At 71.9% G+C, this 17,989-nt stretch carries 22 protein-coding genes and 1 pseudogene; 9 read left to right on the top strand and 14 right to left on the bottom strand.

The window, feature by feature from the left end:
• Positions 1–68: 68 nt before the first annotated feature.
• Together FS641_RS03100 and FS641_RS03095 are read left to right on the top strand one after the other, a co-directional pair.
• A complete protein-coding gene (locus FS641_RS03100; RefSeq protein WP_260855634.1) occupies positions 69–533 on the top strand; it encodes a BLUF domain-containing protein in 465 nt (154 codons plus the stop codon).
• A gap of 108 nt (positions 534–641) precedes the next feature.
• Positions 642–1,490 (top strand): M15 family metallopeptidase, encoded by an 849-nt coding sequence (locus FS641_RS03095; protein WP_260855633.1) that lies wholly within the window; start codon positions 642–644, stop codon positions 1,488–1,490.
• 61 nt (positions 1,491–1,551) lie between these two features.
• Here FS641_RS03095 and FS641_RS03090 read toward each other — a convergent pair.
• Together FS641_RS03090 and FS641_RS03085 are read right to left on the bottom strand one after the other, a co-directional pair.
• Positions 1,552–2,964 (bottom strand): annotated as a pseudogene (locus FS641_RS03090) (amino acid permease).
• A 241-nt stretch (positions 2,965–3,205) separates the two neighbouring features.
• A complete protein-coding gene (locus FS641_RS03085) occupies positions 3,206–3,538 on the bottom strand; it encodes a hypothetical protein (RefSeq protein WP_144759656.1) in 333 nt (110 codons plus the stop codon).
• Positions 3,539–3,628: 90 nt separating this feature from the next.
• Between FS641_RS03085 and FS641_RS18350 the strand changes: the two genes are divergently transcribed.
• The 3 genes from FS641_RS18350 to FS641_RS03070 all read left to right on the top strand — a co-directional run bounded on the left by FS641_RS18350 (position 3,629) and on the right by FS641_RS03070 (position 5,017).
• A complete protein-coding gene (locus tag FS641_RS18350; protein WP_144759654.1) occupies positions 3,629–4,015 on the top strand; it encodes a hypothetical protein in 387 nt (128 codons plus the stop codon).
• Positions 4,016–4,071: 56 nt separating this feature from the next.
• Entirely contained in the window at positions 4,072–4,485 is a 414-nt protein-coding gene (locus FS641_RS03075; protein WP_144759652.1) for a hypothetical protein, read from the top strand.
• A 94-nt stretch (positions 4,486–4,579) separates the two neighbouring features.
• Positions 4,580–5,017, top strand: a complete 438-nt coding sequence (locus FS641_RS03070; RefSeq protein WP_144759649.1) for a hypothetical protein — start codon at positions 4,580–4,582, stop codon at positions 5,015–5,017.
• A 26-nt stretch (positions 5,018–5,043) separates the two neighbouring features.
• On the opposite strand, the gene FS641_RS03065 is transcribed toward FS641_RS03070, so the two are convergent.
• Together FS641_RS03065 and FS641_RS03060 are read right to left on the bottom strand one after the other, a co-directional pair.
• Positions 5,044–5,664 carry a hypothetical protein gene (locus FS641_RS03065; protein WP_144759646.1) on the bottom strand — a complete coding sequence of 207 codons (621 nt, stop codon included), beginning with the start codon at positions 5,662–5,664 and terminating at the stop codon, positions 5,044–5,046.
• An 84-nt stretch (positions 5,665–5,748) separates the two neighbouring features.
• Positions 5,749–7,197: an APC family permease gene (locus FS641_RS03060; protein WP_144759643.1), complete on the bottom strand. Its 1,449-nt coding sequence runs from the start codon at positions 7,195–7,197 to the stop codon at positions 5,749–5,751.
• Positions 7,198–7,322: 125 nt separating this feature from the next.
• Between FS641_RS03060 and FS641_RS03055 the strand changes: the two genes are divergently transcribed.
• Positions 7,323–7,751 (top strand): DUF6892 domain-containing protein, encoded by a 429-nt coding sequence (locus FS641_RS03055; RefSeq protein ID WP_144759640.1) that lies wholly within the window; start codon positions 7,323–7,325, stop codon positions 7,749–7,751.
• Between the two features lie 4 nt (positions 7,752–7,755).
• On the opposite strand, the gene FS641_RS03050 is transcribed toward FS641_RS03055, so the two are convergent.
• The 3 genes from FS641_RS03050 to FS641_RS03040 are packed head-to-tail and all read right to left on the bottom strand — an operon-like array spanning position 7,756 to position 10,398.
• Positions 7,756–8,352 (bottom strand): uracil-DNA glycosylase, encoded by a 597-nt coding sequence (locus tag FS641_RS03050; protein WP_144759637.1) that lies wholly within the window; start codon positions 8,350–8,352, stop codon positions 7,756–7,758.
• On the bottom strand, positions 8,349–9,551 hold the full coding sequence (locus FS641_RS03045; RefSeq protein WP_144759635.1) for a glycosyltransferase: 1,203 nt from the start codon (positions 9,549–9,551) through the stop codon (positions 8,349–8,351). Before FS641_RS03045 ends, FS641_RS03050 begins: the two co-directional genes overlap by 4 nt.
• A gap of 10 nt (positions 9,552–9,561) precedes the next feature.
• On the bottom strand, positions 9,562–10,398 hold the full coding sequence (locus tag FS641_RS03040; protein WP_144759632.1) for a DUF429 domain-containing protein: 837 nt from the start codon (positions 10,396–10,398) through the stop codon (positions 9,562–9,564).
• A gap of 36 nt (positions 10,399–10,434) precedes the next feature.
• On the opposite strand from FS641_RS03040, the gene ligD reads away from it, so the two are divergent.
• The gene (gene ligD, locus FS641_RS03035; protein ID WP_144759629.1) at positions 10,435–11,457 is read left to right on the top strand and encodes a non-homologous end-joining DNA ligase; all 1,023 of its coding nucleotides are present in this window, start codon (positions 10,435–10,437) and stop codon (positions 11,455–11,457) included.
• On the opposite strand, the gene FS641_RS18345 is transcribed toward ligD, so the two are convergent.
• The 3 genes from FS641_RS18345 to FS641_RS03030 form a co-directional block, all read right to left on the bottom strand.
• Positions 11,454–11,588, bottom strand: a complete 135-nt coding sequence (locus FS641_RS18345) for a hypothetical protein (protein WP_260855628.1) — start codon at positions 11,586–11,588, stop codon at positions 11,454–11,456. The two genes, ligD and FS641_RS18345, sit on opposite strands and share 4 nt — an antisense overlap.
• The gene (locus tag FS641_RS17895) at positions 11,585–11,746 is read right to left on the bottom strand and encodes a hypothetical protein (RefSeq protein WP_186317547.1); all 162 of its coding nucleotides are present in this window, start codon (positions 11,744–11,746) and stop codon (positions 11,585–11,587) included. The genes FS641_RS18345 and FS641_RS17895 overlap by 4 nt, the downstream gene beginning before the upstream one ends.
• Before the next feature lie 118 nt (positions 11,747–11,864).
• Positions 11,865–12,908: an ATP-dependent DNA ligase gene (locus tag FS641_RS03030; protein ID WP_144759626.1), complete on the bottom strand. Its 1,044-nt coding sequence runs from the start codon at positions 12,906–12,908 to the stop codon at positions 11,865–11,867.
• 88 nt (positions 12,909–12,996) lie between these two features.
• Between FS641_RS03030 and FS641_RS03025 the strand changes: the two genes are divergently transcribed.
• The gene (locus FS641_RS03025; RefSeq protein ID WP_144759623.1) at positions 12,997–14,046 is read left to right on the top strand and encodes an MBL fold metallo-hydrolase; all 1,050 of its coding nucleotides are present in this window, start codon (positions 12,997–12,999) and stop codon (positions 14,044–14,046) included.
• A gap of 59 nt (positions 14,047–14,105) precedes the next feature.
• Here FS641_RS03025 and FS641_RS03020 read toward each other — a convergent pair whose 3' ends face one another.
• The 3 genes from FS641_RS03020 to FS641_RS03010 all read right to left on the bottom strand — a co-directional run bounded on the left by FS641_RS03020 (position 14,106) and on the right by FS641_RS03010 (position 16,489).
• Entirely contained in the window at positions 14,106–14,738 is a 633-nt protein-coding gene (locus tag FS641_RS03020; protein WP_144759620.1) for an FMN-dependent NADH-azoreductase, read from the bottom strand.
• Positions 14,739–14,778: 40 nt separating this feature from the next.
• Positions 14,779–15,135, bottom strand: coding sequence for a VOC family protein (locus FS641_RS03015; protein ID WP_144759617.1), 357 nt, complete (start codon positions 15,133–15,135; stop codon positions 14,779–14,781).
• Positions 15,136–15,298: 163 nt separating this feature from the next.
• The gene (locus FS641_RS03010; RefSeq protein ID WP_144759614.1) at positions 15,299–16,489 is read right to left on the bottom strand and encodes a hypothetical protein; all 1,191 of its coding nucleotides are present in this window, start codon (positions 16,487–16,489) and stop codon (positions 15,299–15,301) included.
• Between the two features lie 157 nt (positions 16,490–16,646).
• Between FS641_RS03010 and FS641_RS03005 the strand changes: the two genes are divergently transcribed.
• Entirely contained in the window at positions 16,647–16,973 is a 327-nt protein-coding gene (locus FS641_RS03005; protein ID WP_144759611.1) for a hypothetical protein, read from the top strand.
• A gap of 107 nt (positions 16,974–17,080) precedes the next feature.
• On the opposite strand, the gene FS641_RS03000 is transcribed toward FS641_RS03005, so the two are convergent.
• On the bottom strand, positions 17,081–17,983 hold the full coding sequence (locus FS641_RS03000) for a LysR substrate-binding domain-containing protein (protein WP_144759608.1): 903 nt from the start codon (positions 17,981–17,983) through the stop codon (positions 17,081–17,083).
• Positions 17,984–17,989 lie beyond the last annotated feature (6 nt).

Below are 17,989 nucleotides of genomic sequence, written 5' to 3'. Positions count from 1 at the left end.
GGTGCCCGGTTCGGTGTGTGAGTCGGCCTCACCCGGACAGGGGATTCCGCCGGGGCTCGGGAGCGGGCATGATCGGGGACACCATGCTGCACTCCCTCGTCTACATGAGCTCCGCCGTCGACCGGTTCGACGACGACGAACTGGAAGCCGTCCTCGCGTACGCGCGCGACCGGAACTCCGCCGACGGCCTGAGCGGGCTCCTCGTGCACCGCTCCGGGCGGTTCATGCAGTTGCTCGAGGGGCCGTACGACGCCGTGATGGCGACGTACCGACGCATCCTCGAGGACGATCGGCACGGCGACGTCTCGCTCCTGGTGGAGGAGTCGATCCACACCAGGCGGTTCCCGGACTGGACGATGGCCTTCGACCGGAGCGCGGACACCGACCTGCCCGAGGGGTTCAGCGGGTTCCTCGGAGCGGGGGACACGAGTGCCGACGGCAGCCGGGCGCGGGAGCTGTTGCGGTGGTTCCGGAACCACCCGTTGGCGGACCCGACGGCCGCAGCGGGCAAGCACCGGCGCGAGCAGGACTGACCGCAGCCGGTACCGTACCCCCCGTTCTGGGGTCACGCTGCCGTGCACAGACCTGTCAGTGTGCTCACGGGGGATCACGAGGGGCGTGCTCTCCCAGAGGGGAGCATGATGACCGACTCTGTCGACGCCTCCGAGGGGGAGGGCCCGCCGAAGGTCCCGCGGGGAACGAGCCGGCGCTCGGTGCTGATGCTCGCTGCCGCCGCGACGCTCGGCGCCGCGACGCTGGGCGGGGCGACGAGGGCGAACGCCGCATCGAATCTGACACTGCCGTCCTACCCGGAGTCCGGGCCGCCCGCTGGCGCCCGTTCGTTCTCGGTCCAGGCCGCGGGCGACTACCCGAACGGGCAGATCCCGACGTCGGAACTCACGTACGTCGGGGATTCCACGACCGGGCTCGGGAAGCAGTACCTGCTGGACGACGCGGCGGCGGCGTTCTCCGCCATGGCAGTGGAGTTCCGAGGTGCGATCGGGCACTCGCTGACCATGGCCGAGGCCTACCGCGACCTGGACCGGCAGCAGTACCTGTACGACGGCTACAAGGCCGGCAAGCCCGGGTTCAACCTGGCCGCGACGCCCGGGACCTCCGTCCACGGGCTCGGCCGCGCCGTCGACTTCAGCGGCGGCGTGAACTCCTACGGCACGGCTGAGAAGAACTGGATGAACGCCAACGGACCGCGGTTCGGGTGGCAGCCACGAGGCGACGGGTTCTCACCGCGGGAACCGTGGCATTTCGAGTACGACGGGTCCTGGACGGGCTCCACAGACACAGGAGAAGACGACATGTTCAAGCTCATCCACGCCGCGGAGAACGACACCGTGTTCATCGTCGGCCCGGCGGCCCGCGCTCCCATCTCGAGCCCGAGCCACCTCAGCCTGCTGCAGCGGTTCCAGAAGCAGGACAAGCTGCTGACGGTCGAGATCGACATCTGCCTCAGCTACATCCGCAAGGTGTACTGAGTCCGTCGCACCGCCAGGAGGCCCCCGTCCGAACCGGTCGGGGGCCTCCTGCGTGACGGGGTCAGTGCTGCTCCGCCGCCAGCTTGCTGTGCTTCCGCGAGTACCCGAAGTACACCCCGAGGCCGATCGCGAACCACACCGCGAAGCGCACCCACGTCTCCCACTGCAGGAACGTGACGAGCCACAGCGACGCGATGACGCCGATCGCCGGGACCACGGGCATGAAGGGGAGCCGGAACTGCCGGTCGAGTCCTGGCTGCCGGTAGCGGAGCACGATCACCGCCGAGCACACCACGACGAACGCGAGCAGGATCCCGATGTTCGTCAGTTCGGCGACGATGCCGATCGGCAGTACGCCGGCGAGCACGGCCGACGCGATCCCGAGGATCCACGTGACCCGGGTGGGGACGTGACGCTTCGGGTCGGTCTTGGCGAACCACTTCGGCATCAGTCCGTCGCGGCTCATCGAGAACCAGACGCGGGACGCTCCGAGCATGAAGGTGACGAGCACGGTGACGATCCCGATGATGGCCCCGATCGCGATGACGTTCGCGACACCGCCGAGTCCGACGGAGGCGAACGCCGACGAGAAGCCCGATGCCGGGTCGATGTCGGTGTACTTCTGCATGCCGGTGAGCACGAGGGTCGCGAGGACGTAGAGCACCATCGCGATGCCGAGGGACAGCAGGATCGCCTTCGGCATGTGCTTCCGGGCGTCGGTGGACTCCTCGGCGGCGGTCGACATCGCGTCGTAGCCGAACACGGCGAAGAACACCGTCGCGGCGCCGGTCATCACGCCGCCGAACCCGAACGGGAAGTACGGCGCGTAGTTGGCGCTGTTGATGTGGAACACCCCGAGGACGACGATGAGCACCACGAGCAGGACCTTGATGCCGACGGCGACGAACTCGAAGCGTGCGGCGCTCCGGATGCCGCGGGTCAGCACGAACGCGGTGAGCAGGCAGAGCACGATCGCGAAGACGTCGACCACGTGCCCGTCACCGGTGCCCGGCGCACCGAGCATCCAGGCGGGCAGGTCGATGCCGAACTGTCCGACGAGGAACCCGACGTAGCCGGAGATGCCGATCGCGACCACCGCCACGATCGCGGTGTACTCGAGCAACAGGTCCCAGCCGATGAATCACCCGACGATCTCGCCGAGCACCGCGTACCCGTACGTGTAGGCACTGCCGGCCTTCGGGATCATCCCGGCGAACTCCGCGTACGACAGTGCTGCGGCGGCGCTGGCGACCCCGGCGACGAGGAACGAGATGAGCACGGCCGGTCCGGCGACGCCGTGCGCGACGGTTCCGGCGAGGGTGAAGATGCCGGCGCCGATGATGCCGCCGATGCCGATCGCGGTGAGCTGCCAGAGCCCGAGGTGCCGTTTCAGGCCGTCCTCGCCCCCGGTCTCGTCGTCGATCTGGTCGATCGGCTTGCGGCGGAAGAGCGATGGCTGCGGCGTCGTTGTCACCCGGCCATGGTGCACCCTGCGCGCAACGCGCGTCAGCCTGACCGTGGTCGGTCCTGCGCGGCGCGGCAGGACCCGCCCCGGTGCAGCGGAATCGGCTCGGTGCACCGGGATCTGCTCGTCGTCACGACAAGTGCGCAGTCGCGCGACCGAACACGTGTCGCCCCGGCGCGCACGTGCGCGTGGTGCGGAGGGCGCACCGGACGGGAGGCACGGGTCGGGGCCGGCACGGGCCTCCCGGCCGTCAGGGGGTCAGGTAGGGCGCCCAGGGCGGCGGCGGGACCGCCCCGCCGGTCGCGATCACGAGCGCCTGCCAGCCGAACGAGACCAGGCCGACGGCGGCGATGGCGACCCCGACCCACGCCCAGGCGCGCGGCCCGCGCCGGCGGCCGGCGATCGCGATCGCCCGCCAGCCGCTCAGGACCGCGACGATCCCGAACACGGCGCACAGCACCATGTGGCGCACCGTCGCCTCCGCGGGGATCACGGCGCCGAGGTACAGGGTGACGGCGCCGAGGACCACGGCGACGGCAGCGGGTGCAGCCGGCGGCTCGTGGTCGCGTGTCCGTGAGGCCATGAGCCGACCGTACCGGGGCTCCGCACCGTCCGGGAGCACCACTGCAGGGGGTCCCGCACGCTCGTCGTCCGGACCGGGCATGCTGGGGTCATGCGTTCGTTCGTCCGTGTCCTGCTCGGGCTCGCGCTGGTCTTCGCCGGCACGAGCCACCTCACCTTCGCGCGCCAGGACTTCCGCGCCCAGGTCCCGGATTCCCTGCCCCTCGACACCGACACCACCGTCCTGGCGTCGGGCGTCGCGGAGATCGGCCTCGGCTCCGCCCTGGTCCTCGCCGCGCGGCGTCGGCGGTTCGTGGGGACGGTGGTGGCCCTGTTCTTCGTCGCGGTCTTCCCGGGGAACATCGCGCAGTGGCTGAACCGTCGGGACGCATTCGGGCTCGACTCGGACGAGAAGCGCATCGCGCGGCTCTTCGGCCAGCCGCTCCTCGTCGCCGCGGCGCTCTGGTCCACGCGCGGCGCCCCTCGCCGGCGATCCTGATGCCCGGACGGAGCGGTTCGTCCGGGCATGCGGGCGCGGCCGGCTCGCGTTCGTCAGTGCCCGGCACGGACGGGCCGCGTCCGGCCAGAAGCGCGTCCACGGGCCGGGAGGCTCGGCGCCCGCTGGTCGGCGGTCGTCGCGTCGCCGACCTGGTCGCCGCCATCGCCCTGCTGACGATCACGACGGCGGTCGCGGTGGCCGCGGGGTGGGGCATCGTGTTCCTCTCGCTCGCGTTCCACTCGTGCTCCGCCCCCGGGAACCGGTGCGACGTCACGCTCGGCGGTCTGGTCGTCTACGCCGGACCGGTGGTCGTCGCACTCGTGGTCGTGCTCGCGGTCCTGTTCGCCGTCGTGCGGATGGCGCGTCGGCGTCTCGCGTGGCCGATCGCGCTCGCCGGGCTGGTCGCCGTCGTCGCGGTGTTCTCCGCCGCTCTGCTGCTGATGGGGTCCGCGGTCACGCACGGCATCTGAGGTCGTTCCTCCACAGGGTGCGGTCTGCGGTGGCGTGTCCACGATGACGCCCCGTGGAGCCCGGAGGCCGCGCGGCCTCCGGCAGCGTGGAGCCATGCCAGACACCGATGTGCTCGACCGACTCGAGCGAACCACAGTCCGTACCGATGACGACGTCGTTGACCTCGTCGTCGCCCTCCTCGAACGCCCGCTGCGACGACAGTGCTGGGTGCTGTTCCTCGCCGCGGACGCCGTGCCGATCCGACTGGTCGTCCCGATCGCCGACCTGCCGTACCAGCCCGACGACCACGTCGAGGACTTCGCCGCCCTCGTCGCCGACGTCGTCCAGCAGGTCGACGCAGCCGAGGTCGTCCTGGCGTGGGAACGTCCCGGCTCGCGGGACGTGTACCCGGTCGACTGGGAATGGGTCGACGCGATGGCCTGCGCCCTCGACGAGCACCACGTGCGGCTCCGCGGGCAGGTCGTCCTGCACGACGCCGGCGCCGCCCTGGTCGAGCTCGACGACGACGAGGTGACCGAGGCCGTGGCCTGATGGCCGCCGTGCTCCCGCCGGCGGGGTCAGCCCTGCGGCGCCGTGTCCGGAACGGTCTCGCCGGTCAGGCCCTCGACGACCTGCTTCGCCTCTGGCCAGAACTTCGTGTAGTGCTCCGGGTCGGCGTTCACCTGCACCGCGTGCGCCATCTGCGTCGGCGTCATGGTCTTCCAGCCGGGCACCTTGACGAGCTTCGCGTAGAACATCGACGCGGCCGTGTACGGGTCCATGCGCTGCTCGTACGTGCCCCACGCGCCGTTGTCGCGCTGCTGGAACAGACCGCGGCTGTCCGGACCGGCGGCGTCACCGTGGTCCAGGTTCTGCAGGCCGGACTCACCGATCGCGGTCATCACGCCGACGGCCTGCGTGTGCGGGCCGATGCCGAGCGTCCGCGCCGCCGCGATGACCGCCGCCGCGTTGACGAGGCGCTCCTGGCAGAAGCCGGCGACGGGCCCCTCGGGGACGGCGATCCCGCTGACCGTCCTGGTCGCCGCGGCCGGGCAGGTCACCGCCTGCGGGGTGGGCGCACCACTGCCGAGGCCGGACAGCGAGTTCACGGCGATCACGACGAGCACGACCACGCCGATCCCGACGGCGACGATCCCGGCACCGAACACGGACGCCAGGGTGATGCCGACGCGGTGCATGCCAGGGTCCTCTCGTCCGGGTGCCACGACGAGGGTACGAGAGCGAGCTGGGAAGCACGGCGCCCGGACACGCCCCCGTTCGGGTCAGCTCCGCCGGTCGTCCTCGTGCACCACCGCGGTCGGCTCCGTGACCACGCCCGTCGGCGCCTTGTCGGCCTGCTTCCGCCCGTGGGTGAACCACGTCACGATCCACAGCAGGACCCCGAGGCCGAGCAGCCCGCCGGCGATCTGGTACTGCTCGACGTCACGACCGGACGAGAACGGCAGGACCAACCACAGGCAGGTGACGACCCCGATCACCGGGATGACCACCCCGGCCCGGAAGTGCCGGTGGTCCACCCGGTCGCGGCGCAGGACGAGCACGGCCGCGTTCACGACGGCGAACACGGACAGCAGGAGCAGCGACGTGGTGCCGCCGAGCACGACCACGATGGGGGAGTCCGGGCTGAGCGACACCCAACCGATCAGGGCGAGCGAGATGAGCGTGGTGAACACGATCGCGGTGGACGGGGTGCGGCGCGTCGCGGAGACCTTCGCCAGGAACCCGGGCAGCACACCCTGCTTGCTCATGCCGTAGAGCAGCCGCGACGCCATCATCATGTTGATCAGCGCGGTGTTGGCGACGGCGAACATCGAGATGAACGGCAGCAGGTCCGCGATCGGGAAGTCCGGTGCGGCGGTCTGCACCACGGTGACGAGGGGCGTCTCGTTGCCCGCGAGCTCGCCGATCGGGACGACGGCCACCGCGCAGATCGACACGAGCACGTAGATGACGGCGGTGATCCCGAGGCCGGTCAGCATCACCTTCGGGAAGATGCGCGAGGGGTCCTTCGTCTCCTCGGCCATGTTCACCGAGTCCTCGAACCCGACCATCGCGAAGAACGCCAACGACGTCGCCGTGGACACCGACAGCAGCAGCCCCTTGTCCTCGGGTGTCTCGAACATCACCACGCGCGAGAAGTCGGCGTTCCCGCCGGCCATCGCCCAGAACCCGATGAGGATCACCATCACCAGACCACTGAGCTCGACGAGCGTCAGCACCACGTTCGTCTTGACGCTCTCGCTGACGCCGCGGAAGTTGATCGCCATCACCGCGAGCATGAAGCCCATCGCGATGAGCATCACGGCCGCGTTCGGCAGCTCCAGGCCGAACCCGGCGCCGAGGTTCGCCGCGAACGCACGCGACGCCGTGGACGCCGACGTGATCCCGGAACACATCACGATGAACGTCACGATGAAGGTGACGAAGTGGACGCCGAACGCCTTGTGCACGTACAACGCCGCACCAGCGGTCTGCGGGTACTTCGTCACGAGCTCCAGGTACGAGAACGCCGTGAGCAGTGCGACGGCGAACGCGATGAGGAACGGGAGCCACGCGGCCCCGCCCACCTCGGCGGCGACCTGCCCGGTGAGCGCGTAGACGCCGGTGCCGAGGATGTCGCCGACGATGAACAGCAGCAGGAGCTTCGGGCCCAAGACCCGTCGGAGCGCCGGCTGGTCCTGCTTCGGGGTCTCGGTGTTCGTGGTGGTCATGCTCCACCCTCGCCCGACCGGGGCGTTCCTGTCCACCCTCACAGGGAGATCGGCCACGAACGCAACACGACCGTGTCCTCGCCGAAACCGGACGGTCACGAGGCGCCGCGGATACGATCCGCTGCATGTACGACGACTCGAACACCACCGAGGAACCCGTCGAGTTCGCTGACTTCAACGCGAAGCTGCTCGTGCTCGACGTGCTCTGCTACGACCTCGACGTCATCGAGCCCTACGACGGCGACACCGCCGACGAGTCCGACGAGGACCTCGACGTCGAGGGGCAGGACGACCGAGCACGCGAGTACTACGACGACCTCGAGCTGCTGCCGTCCCAGCTCGCCCTCGTCACCGAGATCACGGTGGACCCCGACCTGGAGATCCTGCAGGACCTCCACCCCGGCTGGGACGGTTCCGACGACCGGTACGACCCGCAGAACTGGGACGACGTCCTCGACCTGCCGGCGCTCGCGACCGTGTTCACCACGACCAGGCTCCCCGCGCACGTCGCCGAGGCGCTCACCGCGAAGGGCATCGAGGTCCAGTCCGCCTGACCCGTCAGCGCGAGAGCGCGCGGAGCTGCTCGGTGAACTGCGTGGCGCCGCCCTGCGCAGGATGCCGGACGGCGATCGCGTCGATGCCGGCCGACGCCAGCGCGCCCTGTGCCTTCCGGCCGACGGCGACCACCCGGGACGCGCCGACGGCCTCGAGCAGCGCGAGCGCGACCGGGGCGCCTGCGCGGACCTCCGACGGCCGCGGCGTGCGGTTCGTCAGCCGGTCCGGGGCGACGAACGGGTGGTGCGGGACGATCGCCCACGCCACCGGGAGTGGTCCGTGCCAGTCGGCGAGCGCCGCGTGCACCACGCGGGACGACGCCTCCCACGGCGCGGTGGGCTCCGGCGGTACGGCGTAGTCGGCGCCGAGCTCGCGCATGCTCGTGAACGGCACGCCCGTGTTCGTCATGCCCCGCCAGCCCGGTGCCTCGGCGACGAGCAGGGTGTCGGCGTCCTGGCCGACGGTCTCCAGGTAGTGCCGCAGGTTCGCGCGGCGCAGACGTCCCTCGGCCGAGGCGGTGTCGTAGAGCGCCTCGGCACCGTCCTCGACGGGGACCGCATCGAGTGCCGCCCAGAACGCCCCGAGGTCGACGGCGGTCACGGGCGCCCGAGGACCCGGCGGTACACCTGCTCGAGCCCGATCGCGGACCGCTCCCAGCTGAGGCGTTCCGCGTGCTCACGCCCCGCCGCGGACAGCGCCGCGGCGTACTCGGGCTCGGTCAGGATGCGTTCGATCTCCGCGGCCCAGACCGCCGGCGACCGCGACTCGAGCACGACCCCGGTCTCGCCGTCGACGACGGCCTCGCGGAGACCCCCGGCCGCAGCGGCCACGACGGGGACCCCGGAGGCGGAACCCTCGAGGGCGACGAGCCCGTACGTCTCGGAGTGCGACGGCACGAGCACCGCCGCCGCACCGCGGAACAGGAACGCCAGGTCGGCGCGGGACTGCGGACCGATGAACGTCACCCGGTCTGCGATGCCGTGCGCTGCGGCCAGTCGACGGAGCTCGGCGAGGTGGTCACCGGCCTCGCTCGAGGAGTCCCCGGCGATGACGAGGGTCGGTCGGACCGCCTCGCTGATGCCGGCGATGGCCTCGATCGCCAGGTCGAGACCCTTGAGCGGCTGCACCCGCGCCGCCGCGACGACGTACGGCACGTCGGCACGACGAGCCCCGACGGCGGCCGGGCGGAAGACCGAGCCGTCGACGCCCGGCGGGACGATCCACAGGCGGTCCGGGTCGCCGCCGAGCCGGGTCCGGACGGTGTCCGCCTCCGCCTCGCTGACGACGACGACCGCGTCGGAGTCGCGGGCGAGCATCGCCTCGCCGGCCATCCGTCCCGAGGACTCCGGCCGTTCCCCCTCGGACAGCGGCGTGGTCGACGCGGCCGCGATCGAGTGGAACGACTGCACGTGCGGGATGCCACGCTGTCGTGCGACGGGGAGTGCAGCGGCACCGGAGAACCAGTGGTGTGCGTGCAGGACGTCGAACGGCCCGAGTGCTTCGAGTCCGCGGCGGAACGGCTCGATGAAGGCGTCGTGCTCGCCCTTCGGGACCGGCGCGGCAGGACCGGCGGACAGGAACCGCAGGCACACCCCCGGCACCAGCGACACCGAGTCCGGCTGCGTGGGCGAGGACCGTCTCGTGACGATCTCCACGTGGTGGCCGCGGTCGGCGAGTGCTTCGGCCTGGTGCCGGACGACGACGTTCATGCCGCCGACCTCGCCGGAACCCGGCTCGTCGCCGGGGGAGGTGTGCAGCGAGACCAACCCGATGCGCAGTGGTTCGACGGTGGTGCTCACGCCGGCAAGCCTAGCCGCGGGCACGGCGCTGCGACGGGCGCGCCGGCGTCACGACGACCGGTCTGCGCCCCTGCCGGTCGACGGGGTCCGCCGGCAGGTCCTCGTCGCTGCCGAGCACCTGCACACGCGCATCGCCGTGCCGCTCCCAGAACGCGGCGGTCCAGGCGCAGAGCACCCCGTCGAGCAGGTCCTCACGGTGCTTGTGCGTCGGACCGTGGATGCCGGAGGGCTCGGCGAGCGCCGCGGTCAGCGGGTGCGGGTCGAGCACCAGCGGTGGGTCGAGCGGGGTCTGACGGAGCCGGCGGACCAGGTCGTCGAACGCGTCCGCACGCCGCGCCCTCGCGTTGGCCGCGGGGACGGTGGTGTCGAGTCGCTTGTACCGGGGACGTTCGACGTCGTAGCCGAGCTCCTCGACACCGACGAGCGTCGTGTACGGGTAGCACTCGAAGACGGCCGGTCCCGATCGGGCGCGCATGGCGTCCGTGTCCGAGACGTAGGTGACGCCGAGCGCGGTCAGCCGGTCGAGGAGCCGTGCGCCGGCGCTCGCCGCGGAGGCGAGGTTCGTGGGGTTCGCGGCGACCTTCCAACGGCCGTAGCGCTGCCCGACCTGGCGTTCCGCCTCGCGGATGCCGGTCGGGTTCGTCACCACGAGGGAAGCGTCCACGGCGATGAGGGTCCGAGGCCCGAGGTGCTGTTCGATCCACGTGGTGACGGCGTCGACACCGCGCGCCCATCCCGCGTCGAGGACGGCTCCGCGGTCGTCGAGCACGGCGAGCCCGGTCTCGTTCGCTGGACGTCGGTCGGACCCGAGGCCCCAGGCCAGGTCCACCCCGAGGTACGCACTCACACGTCCATCCTGCCGGGGCCGAGTAGGTTCCGCTCCATGGCGAGCGAAGCGACGACGCTGACCGTCCCGGGGCCCGACGGCGACCGGGAGGTCAGGATCAGCAGTCCGTCCCGCGTGCTCTGGCCCGACGCGGGGATCACGAAGCTCGACCTGGCGGAGTACCTGGTGGCGGTCGGGGACGCCTTCGTCCGGGCGAACGGCGACCGTCCGGTGTCGCTGCAGCGGTTCCCGGGTGGTGTCAACGGTGAGCAGTTCTTCTCGAAGAACCCGCCGAAGGGAGCACCCGACTACGTCCGTTCGGTGACGGTGACGTACCCGAGCGGTCGGCGGCATCCGCAGCTCGTGCTCGACGAGCCGGCGGTGGCGGTGTGGGCGGCGCAGATGAACACGGTGGTGTTCCACCCGTGGGCGTCGCGAGCGTCGGACAGCGACCACCCGGACCAGCTGCGCATCGACCTCGACCCGCAACCCGGGACGGACTTCTCGGACACCGTGCCCGTCGCCGAGGAACTCCGGAAGGTCCTCGCCGAGGCCGGACTGACCGCCTGGATCAAGACGAGCGGGAACCGCGGCGTACACGTGTTCGCGCCGATCCTGCCGGAGCACGAGTTCCTCGACGTCCGGCACGCGGTGATCGCCGCCGCACGGGAACTCGAGCGCCGCATGCCCGACCGGGTGACCACGGCATGGTGGAAGGAAGAGCGGGGCCGCCGCGTGTTCGTCGACTTCAACCAGGCGAACCGTGACCGCACGATGGCCGGTGCCTACAGCCCGCGTGCCCTGGCCCACGCGGCGGTCTCGGCGCCGATCCGGTGGGACGAACTCGCCGACGTCGACCCGGCGACGATCACGGTGCGCTCGATGCCGGACCGCCTGCGGCAGGTCGGCGACCCGTGGGAGGCGATGGCGGAGGAGCCGGCGTCGATCGCACCGCTCCTGGCGTGGTGGGAACGGGACGTCGAGAACGGGCTGGGGGAGCTCCCCTTCCCGCCGGACTTCCCGAAGATGCCGGGGGAGCCGCCGCGCGTGCAGCCGTCGCGCGCGAGGCAGGCCGACTAGAGCGTGGTGTCCTCGGTGCGCTCGTCCTCGACGCGGGTGGTGTGCATCGGCAGCACGATCGTCGCGGTGTGGAAGCGGGCGAGCTTCGACCAGGTCCCGCGGTGGGCTTCGCTGATGCCGTCGATGATCACGCGCCGAGCCCGATCGTGACGAAGGCGAGTGCCGTCGCGGTCACACCGGCGATGCCGCTGATCACGGCGCTGAGCTGCAGGGCACGCTGGTGCCGTGCTTCACGGACCTCGCTGAAGGGGTTCCGCTGAGCGTGTCGGTGGAGGAGTGCGTTGCTCATGTCGTTCTGCTCCGATCGTGCTGGCGCCCGCTCCGGGGGCCGTTGTTCGATCATTCCACGGTGTTACTAGTTTGCCTAACTACATTCGAGAATCGGACAGTACCCCGTTCGGGGGACGTCACCGCAGGACCGCGCTGAGGTCGTACGCGGTCGGGACCTCGAGCTGGTCGAAGCCGCACGACCGCGCGTCGCGGTCCGGGCGCCACCGTTCGAACTGCACCGTGTGCCGGAACCGAGCGCCCTCCATCTGGTCGTAGCGCACCTCGAGCACCCGCTCCGGCGCCAGCCGGACGAACGACGTGTCCCGTCCCGACGAGAACCGCGACCGTTCCCCCGCACCGGTGACGGGCCTCCCGTCCTCGTCCCGCAGCACGACGGCGTCGAGCTCGTCGACCAGGGCGAGCCGTCGCGCATCGGAGAACGCCGACACGCCACCCACCTGCCGGAGCTCGCCGTCGTCGCCGTACAGCCCGACGAGCAGCGAACCGACCCCCTGACCGGACTTGTGCACCCGGTACCCGATCGCCACGACGTCGGCCGTGCGGTGGTGCTTCACCTTCAGCATCGACCGCTTGCCCGGCTCGTACGGCTTCGTCCGGCGCTTCGCGACGACACCGTCGAGCCCCGCACCCTCGAACGTCGTCAGCCATCCCCGGGCGACGTCGACGTCGAGCGTCGTCCTGGTCACGAAGAGCGGATCCGTGAGCGAGCCGGCGAGCCCCTCGAGCCGCGAACGGCGCTCGTCGAACGGCAGACCCGTCAGGTCCTCGCCGTCGAGGGCGAGGAGGTCGAACGCGACGAACTGCGCCGGCGTCAGGGCACTGAGCTTCGCCACACGTGAGGCCGCCGGGTGGATCCGCTGCGACAGCGCCTCCCAGTCGAGTCGCTCGTGCCCGGGCTCCCCGATCCGCAGCACCACCTCGCCGTCGAGCACCACCGGGTGGTCCCGACCGCCGAACCGGGCGCGGAACGCGTCGACGAGTTCGGGGAAGTACCGGGTGAGCGGCTTCGCACCCCGACTCCCGATCTCCACGTGGTCGCCGTCCACCGTCACGATCCCGCGGAACCCGTCCCACTTCGGTTCGTAGCGCAGGCCGCCCGGCACGCTGTCGGGTTCCGGGACGTCCGCGACGGCCTTGGCGAGCATCGGTGCGATCTCCATGTCCCCTGTCTACGCGGCAGCCGCCGAGCGTCCGGCCTGGAGGCCCGGCGTGCGACGAGCGGTGACGGCCCGTCGCTAGGGTGGCCGGGTGACGACCGTCCCGTCCCCGCCACCGGCAGCGCCGGCTCCGACCCCGATCAGCCCGGTGCAGGCCCGCGCACTCGCCGAGGGGGCGTTGCCCCCGGTCGAGGAGGTCCGTCCCGGCGTCTGGACCCTCGCCGTCCCGTTCCGGTTCGGCGTCCCGGACGCGACCCTCGTGTACGTCGTCGAGGCCTCCGACGGGTCGCTCGCCGTCATCGACCCCGGCTGGAGCGAGGACGGGTCCCTCGACGTGCTCGAGCGCGGACTGCGGACGATCGGACGGTCGGTCGCGGACGTCGGGCTCGTCGCCGTGACGCACCTGCACGCCGACCACCTCGGTGCGGCGGCAGCGGTGCGACGTGCCTCGGGGGCGCGCGTGGCCATGCACGGTGCCGAGGTGCACGCACTCGACCACGAGCGCGAGGACGCGGTCGCACACGAGGCGGACATCGCGACGTGGGGGGTACCGGCCGACCTGCGCGACGGGCTCACGGCGTCGTGGGGGACCGGGCGGCACGTCGGGCTCGGTGCTGCCGAGCGACCGTGGGCGGACCTCGTCCTCGCCGACGGCGACGAGCTGCCGATCCCGGGCCGGTCGATCAGGGCGCTCGCGACGCCGGGACACACGGCGGGACACCTGTGCTTCCTCGACGAGCAGGACGGCCTGCTCTTCACCGGGGACCACGTCCTGCCGCGGATCAACTCCGGGATCGGGCTCGGCGGACGCACGGCGTCGAACCCGCTCGGCGACTACCTGGCGTCGCTCGGCCGCCTGGACCCGTACGCGCACCTCGAGGTCTGCCCCGGGCACGAGTACCGGTTCCGCGACGTCGTCAGCCGCGCCCGCACCCTCGCCCGACACCGCGAGGAACGGAGCCGACACGTCGCCGCGGCGCTCGACGCGCTGGACCGTCCGACCCTGTTCGAGGTGGCCTCGCGCGTGCCGTTCAGCGGCGGCATCGCGTCGATGACGGGGTTCCTGCTCGCCAGTGCCCTCACCCAGACGGCGTTCCACGCCGACCTGCTCGGACGCGGCGACGAGATCCGACCGGCCTGAGCAGACGTGCCCGAGCCGCTCGGCGGGGTCCGCTCGGTGGGAGCCGGCCGGTCGGATCGTCAGGCGACGGTGGCCGCGAGCCGCTGCAACGTGGTCGTCGCGTCGGCGAAATCGGCAGCAGCGTGGTCGGCGAGGGGCGCGAGGTCCGGCAGACGGTCGGCGAGGGTGGCACTGACCGTCACCGGGTAGTGCTTCATGCCGAGGGCGGTGCCGAGGATGAGCTCGAGCACGGGGGAGCCGTGGTCCCAGTGCTCGGTCGGCGTCCCGGCGTCGTACGTCCCGCCGCGGCTCACGACGGTCACGACCGGGCGGCCCGCGAGCGGCTGGACGCCACCGGCGAGGACACCCGGGATGTGCACACGGTCGATCCAGGCCTTGAGGGTCGACGGGACGGTGTAGTTGTAGAGCGGCGCCCCGACGACGACCGCGTCGGCGGCGAGCAGCTCGTCGACGACCTCCTGACGGAGGGCCTCAGCCTCGGGTGCGACGGACTCCTCGGCGGTGCGGTCCGCTGCTGCCCAGTGCAGTGCCGACGCCTCGAGGTGCGGCAGCGGCGTCACGTGCAGGTCGCGGCGCACCACGGTGTACTCCGGGCCACGGGCGCGCCAGGCGTCGGCGAACGCCGCGGTCAGGGCGCGGGAGCGCGAGTGCGCGAGGTCGGCGGACGAGTCGATGTGCAGCAGCGTGGGCATGCGCCAACGCTATCGACGTCCGCCGTCCCCGGCGTGGTGATCAGTTGGTCGGCGGTGCGTAGAACTGGAGGTCGTTGCCCTCGGTGTCCTTGAACGGTGCGATGCGACCCCACTCGTGGTCGGAGATGCCGCCGGTGAACTCGACGCCCTGGTCGGTCAGGCGAGCGACCTCGTCGTCGATGCTGCCGTCCGGCTGGAAGGTGATGACGGCACCGCCGCCGGCCGAACCGGACGCGTCCTCGCGGCCGTTCAGCCCGATCATGAGCCCGTTGGCGTCGATCTCCGACCAGTCGCTGTCCTGGTTCGTGACCTCGAGGCCGAGGGTGTCCCGGTAGAACGTCACCGCCCGGTCCATGTCGGTCACGGGCACCCAAACTGCTGCGACTCCGCTTGCCATGTGCACTCCTTGCGGTCGTGGCCGGACCGAGGTCCCGCCGTCGTGCCGATCGCTGGTGCGGTCGGCTCCCTGGAGTCTGCGCTGCGCCGCCGGTGCGTCCTCACGGCAACGGGGCGGCTCCGCGCGGAGCCGCCCCGTCTCCGCCGTCGGCCGACGACCGGTGTCAGACGCGACGACGGCGTGCTCGGTGCACGAGCAGCGCACCGCCGGCCGCGAGCAGTCCGAACGCCCAGGCGATCGGACCGGTCGTGTCGGTGCCGGTCCAGGCCAGCTGACGGGCCGCCGTCGGCGCCGTCCCCGTCGTGGTCCCGCTCGTCGTCGTCCCGCTCGTCGGCGTCGTCGCGACGACGGTGGTCGCTGCGGTCGGCGTGACGTCGATCGTCACGGAGACCGAGCGGCTGCCGTAGGTGGCCGTGACGACGTGCTCACTCGCGTGGGCGAAGGTCAGCGCGGCGGCCGCGGAGTTCAACCGGTCGAACCGGTCGCCGGTGACCGAGGACGTCCACTGCACACCGTCCTCCAGGAGCACGTCGTTGCCGAACGCGTCGGTCCCGGAGAGCCCGAGGAAGACCTCGGCGGTCTGCGGGACGCGGAAGGGTGTCGCCGGGTCGCCCGTCCAGTTCTCGAAGTCCTCCGAGTACCGCGTGGAACCGTCCGCGGCGATCTGCCAGACACCCCTCGGCGTCCCGGCCCCCGTGGCGAACGCCTGCGCCCGCAGCGCCACGACCGGGCCCGCATCGGTCGAGAACACCACCCGCATGGCGTCCCCGCCGCCGGGGTGCCGTGCGGTGGAGACGTGGACCCAGAACTCCGTCTGCGTCACCTCGGTCGGCGTCCCCGAGAGGGTGCCGTCCGCGCTGAACGATACGCCGTCCGGCAGCACGCCGTCGTCGGCGGAGCCGCCCGGCTGGTCGTTCACGAAGTACGCGAGGCCGTCCCCGGCGAAGGCGGCGAGGCTCACCGAGAAGAACTCGCCGGCACGCGTGTCGACGTTCCGGTAGCCGAGGCTGTGGAAGCCGGTCGACGGGTCGTCGGCAACGGGGGCCGTCGCGGTGCTCGTGACGGTCGTCGGCGTTGCGCCCGGTGTCGTGCCGGTGACGCGGACCTGCACCGTGCCGTCGACGTCCTGCGGGTCGATCACGTAGGTGGCGGTGGTCGCTCCCGCGACGTCGGTGGAGCCCGAGCGGTCGGTGAACACCCACTCGTAGGTGAACGTCGTGCCGGCGGCCCACCCCTCGGTGGACGCCGTCAGCGTGTGCCAGATCGTCGGCGTGCCGCGCACCGCGACCGTGCCCGTCGGAGTGGCGGCGTCCGTCGTGGCGTCGGTGGCGGCCGCGGTGCCGGTCGGGGTCACGGCGGACTGGGCTGCGGGTCCGGCGGGAGCCGTTTCGTCCGTCGGCGCCACGCCGTCGGCCGGGGCTTCCCCGTCCGTCGGAGCCGCTTCGTCGGCCGGAGCCGCCCCGTCGGCCGGGGCCGCGCCGTCGTTCGGCGCCGTGCCGTGGGCCGGCGCTGTGTCTGCCGCTGCGGAACCGGCCGACGACCCGACGTCGGTCGTCGACGAACCGGACGCGGCCGGCGAGGGGGACGCGCCAGGTGAACCGGAGGTCGCCGAGCCCGCCGAGCCGGCCGGCGCGCTCGACGCCGTCGTGACGTCCGGCTCGGCAGCCGACGCCGCGGTCGCGCCGAGCCCGATGCCGAAGGCGGACGAACCCGCGACGATCGTGATCGCGGTGCCGACGGCCGCGTACCTGCGGACCCTCGACATGGAGTGTGTGGTCATCGTCTCCCCCAAGAAGAACGTGTCGTTCTGCGGTCCGGAAGTGGCCGCTCAGCAGTGAGCGTAGGGCGCTCCGGGCCGCGCCAGACGGTCACGGTGATCACGATCCGGCAACGGAAAAACTTCCGCAGAACGTGTCATGACCGGGGGTTTTCCGACATGGACCACTCAGGAACGCGGGGCGGCCGCCGCGCGTTCGAGTGCGTCGCGGAAGGCCGCGACAGCGGGCGACTCGGTGCCCGCGATGCGTCCGGCGGTGAAGATCGTGCGGCGTGCCGGGTCGGGCAGCTCGACGAGGCGGCAGCGCGTCGACCGGCCGGCCCAGACCAGGTCGGGCATGAGTGCGACGGCGTTCCCGGACTCGATGAGCCGGATCTGCGCCTGCAGGTCCGCGGTCTCGTAGCGGACGTCCGGTTCGAACCCGGCGCGTCGGCACGTCTGTTCGGCGAAGTGCCGTGAGGCGGCGCCGCGGGGCTCCATCACCCAGGGCAGCTCGGCTGCTCCGGCGAGGGACGACACCGGCCAGAGCGCGGTGTCCTCCGGTGGCAGCGCGAGGCGGACGGGGTCGGTGGTGAGGTCACGGCTGTCGAGTCCGGGGAACCGCGGTGCCGCATGCGCCGGGTACTGCTCCGCGACGACCATGTCGAAGTCGCGCGCCCACGTCTCCCCGAGCGCGGTCTCGGGCTCCCGCTGCACCATCTCGACCCGCACGTCGGGGTGCTCGAGCGCCATCGTCCGTAGTGCGCTCGGCATCAGGGCGAGCGCGGCCGACTGGAACACGGCGACCCGGATGCGTCCCTGCACGGTGGTGAGCGTCGACTCGACCGATGCCTGGGCGCGCTCGAGCGTGTCGAGGACCTCCCCGGCGGCGGCGACGAGGACCTCGGCCTGCGGGGTGAGCTGCAGGCGCCGTCCGGCCTTCCGAAGGAGCTGCACGCCGGACTCGCGCTCGAGTACCGCGAGCTGCTGTGAGACGGCCGACGGGGTGAAGTTCATGGCCTCGGCGACGGCCGCGACCGTCCCGCGGATCGACAGCTCGCGGAGGAGCACCAGGCGTCGTACCTCGAGCATGCGGAA

The sequence above is a fragment of the Curtobacterium sp. 9128 genome (assembly GCF_007673775.1).
Taxonomy (GTDB): Bacteria; Actinomycetota; Actinomycetes; order Actinomycetales; family Microbacteriaceae; genus Curtobacterium.
Note: the sequence above shows the minus strand (reverse complement) of the source record. Positions and strands in the feature narration are given on the sequence as shown.

Excerpts from the sequence above, each read along its gene's own strand:
- FS641_RS03100 (WP_260855634.1), top strand. The coding sequence starts at position 69 with ATGATCGGGGACACCATGCTGCACTCCCTCGTCTACATGAGCTCCGCC.
- FS641_RS03095 (WP_260855633.1), top strand. The coding sequence starts at position 642 with ATGACCGACTCTGTCGACGCCTCCGAGGGGGAGGGCCCGCCGAAGGTC.
- FS641_RS03085 (WP_144759656.1), bottom strand. The coding sequence starts at position 3,538 with ATGGCCTCACGGACACGCGACCACGAGCCGCCGGCTGCACCCGCTGCC.
- FS641_RS18350 (WP_144759654.1), top strand. The coding sequence starts at position 3,629 with ATGCGTTCGTTCGTCCGTGTCCTGCTCGGGCTCGCGCTGGTCTTCGCC.
- FS641_RS03070 (WP_144759649.1), top strand. The coding sequence starts at position 4,580 with ATGCCAGACACCGATGTGCTCGACCGACTCGAGCGAACCACAGTCCGT.
- FS641_RS03065 (WP_144759646.1), bottom strand. The coding sequence starts at position 5,664 with ATGCACCGCGTCGGCATCACCCTGGCGTCCGTGTTCGGTGCCGGGATC.
- FS641_RS03060 (WP_144759643.1), bottom strand. The coding sequence starts at position 7,197 with ATGACCACCACGAACACCGAGACCCCGAAGCAGGACCAGCCGGCGCTC.
- FS641_RS03055 (WP_144759640.1), top strand. The coding sequence starts at position 7,323 with ATGTACGACGACTCGAACACCACCGAGGAACCCGTCGAGTTCGCTGAC.
- ligD (WP_144759629.1), top strand. The coding sequence starts at position 10,435 with ATGGCGAGCGAAGCGACGACGCTGACCGTCCCGGGGCCCGACGGCGAC.
- FS641_RS17895 (WP_186317547.1), bottom strand. The coding sequence starts at position 11,746 with ATGAGCAACGCACTCCTCCACCGACACGCTCAGCGGAACCCCTTCAGC.
- FS641_RS03030 (WP_144759626.1), bottom strand. The coding sequence starts at position 12,908 with ATGGAGATCGCACCGATGCTCGCCAAGGCCGTCGCGGACGTCCCGGAA.
- FS641_RS03020 (WP_144759620.1), bottom strand. The coding sequence starts at position 14,738 with ATGCCCACGCTGCTGCACATCGACTCGTCCGCCGACCTCGCGCACTCG.
- FS641_RS03015 (WP_144759617.1), bottom strand. The coding sequence starts at position 15,135 with ATGGCAAGCGGAGTCGCAGCAGTTTGGGTGCCCGTGACCGACATGGAC.
- FS641_RS03000 (WP_144759608.1), bottom strand. The coding sequence starts at position 17,983 with ATGCTCGAGGTACGACGCCTGGTGCTCCTCCGCGAGCTGTCGATCCGC.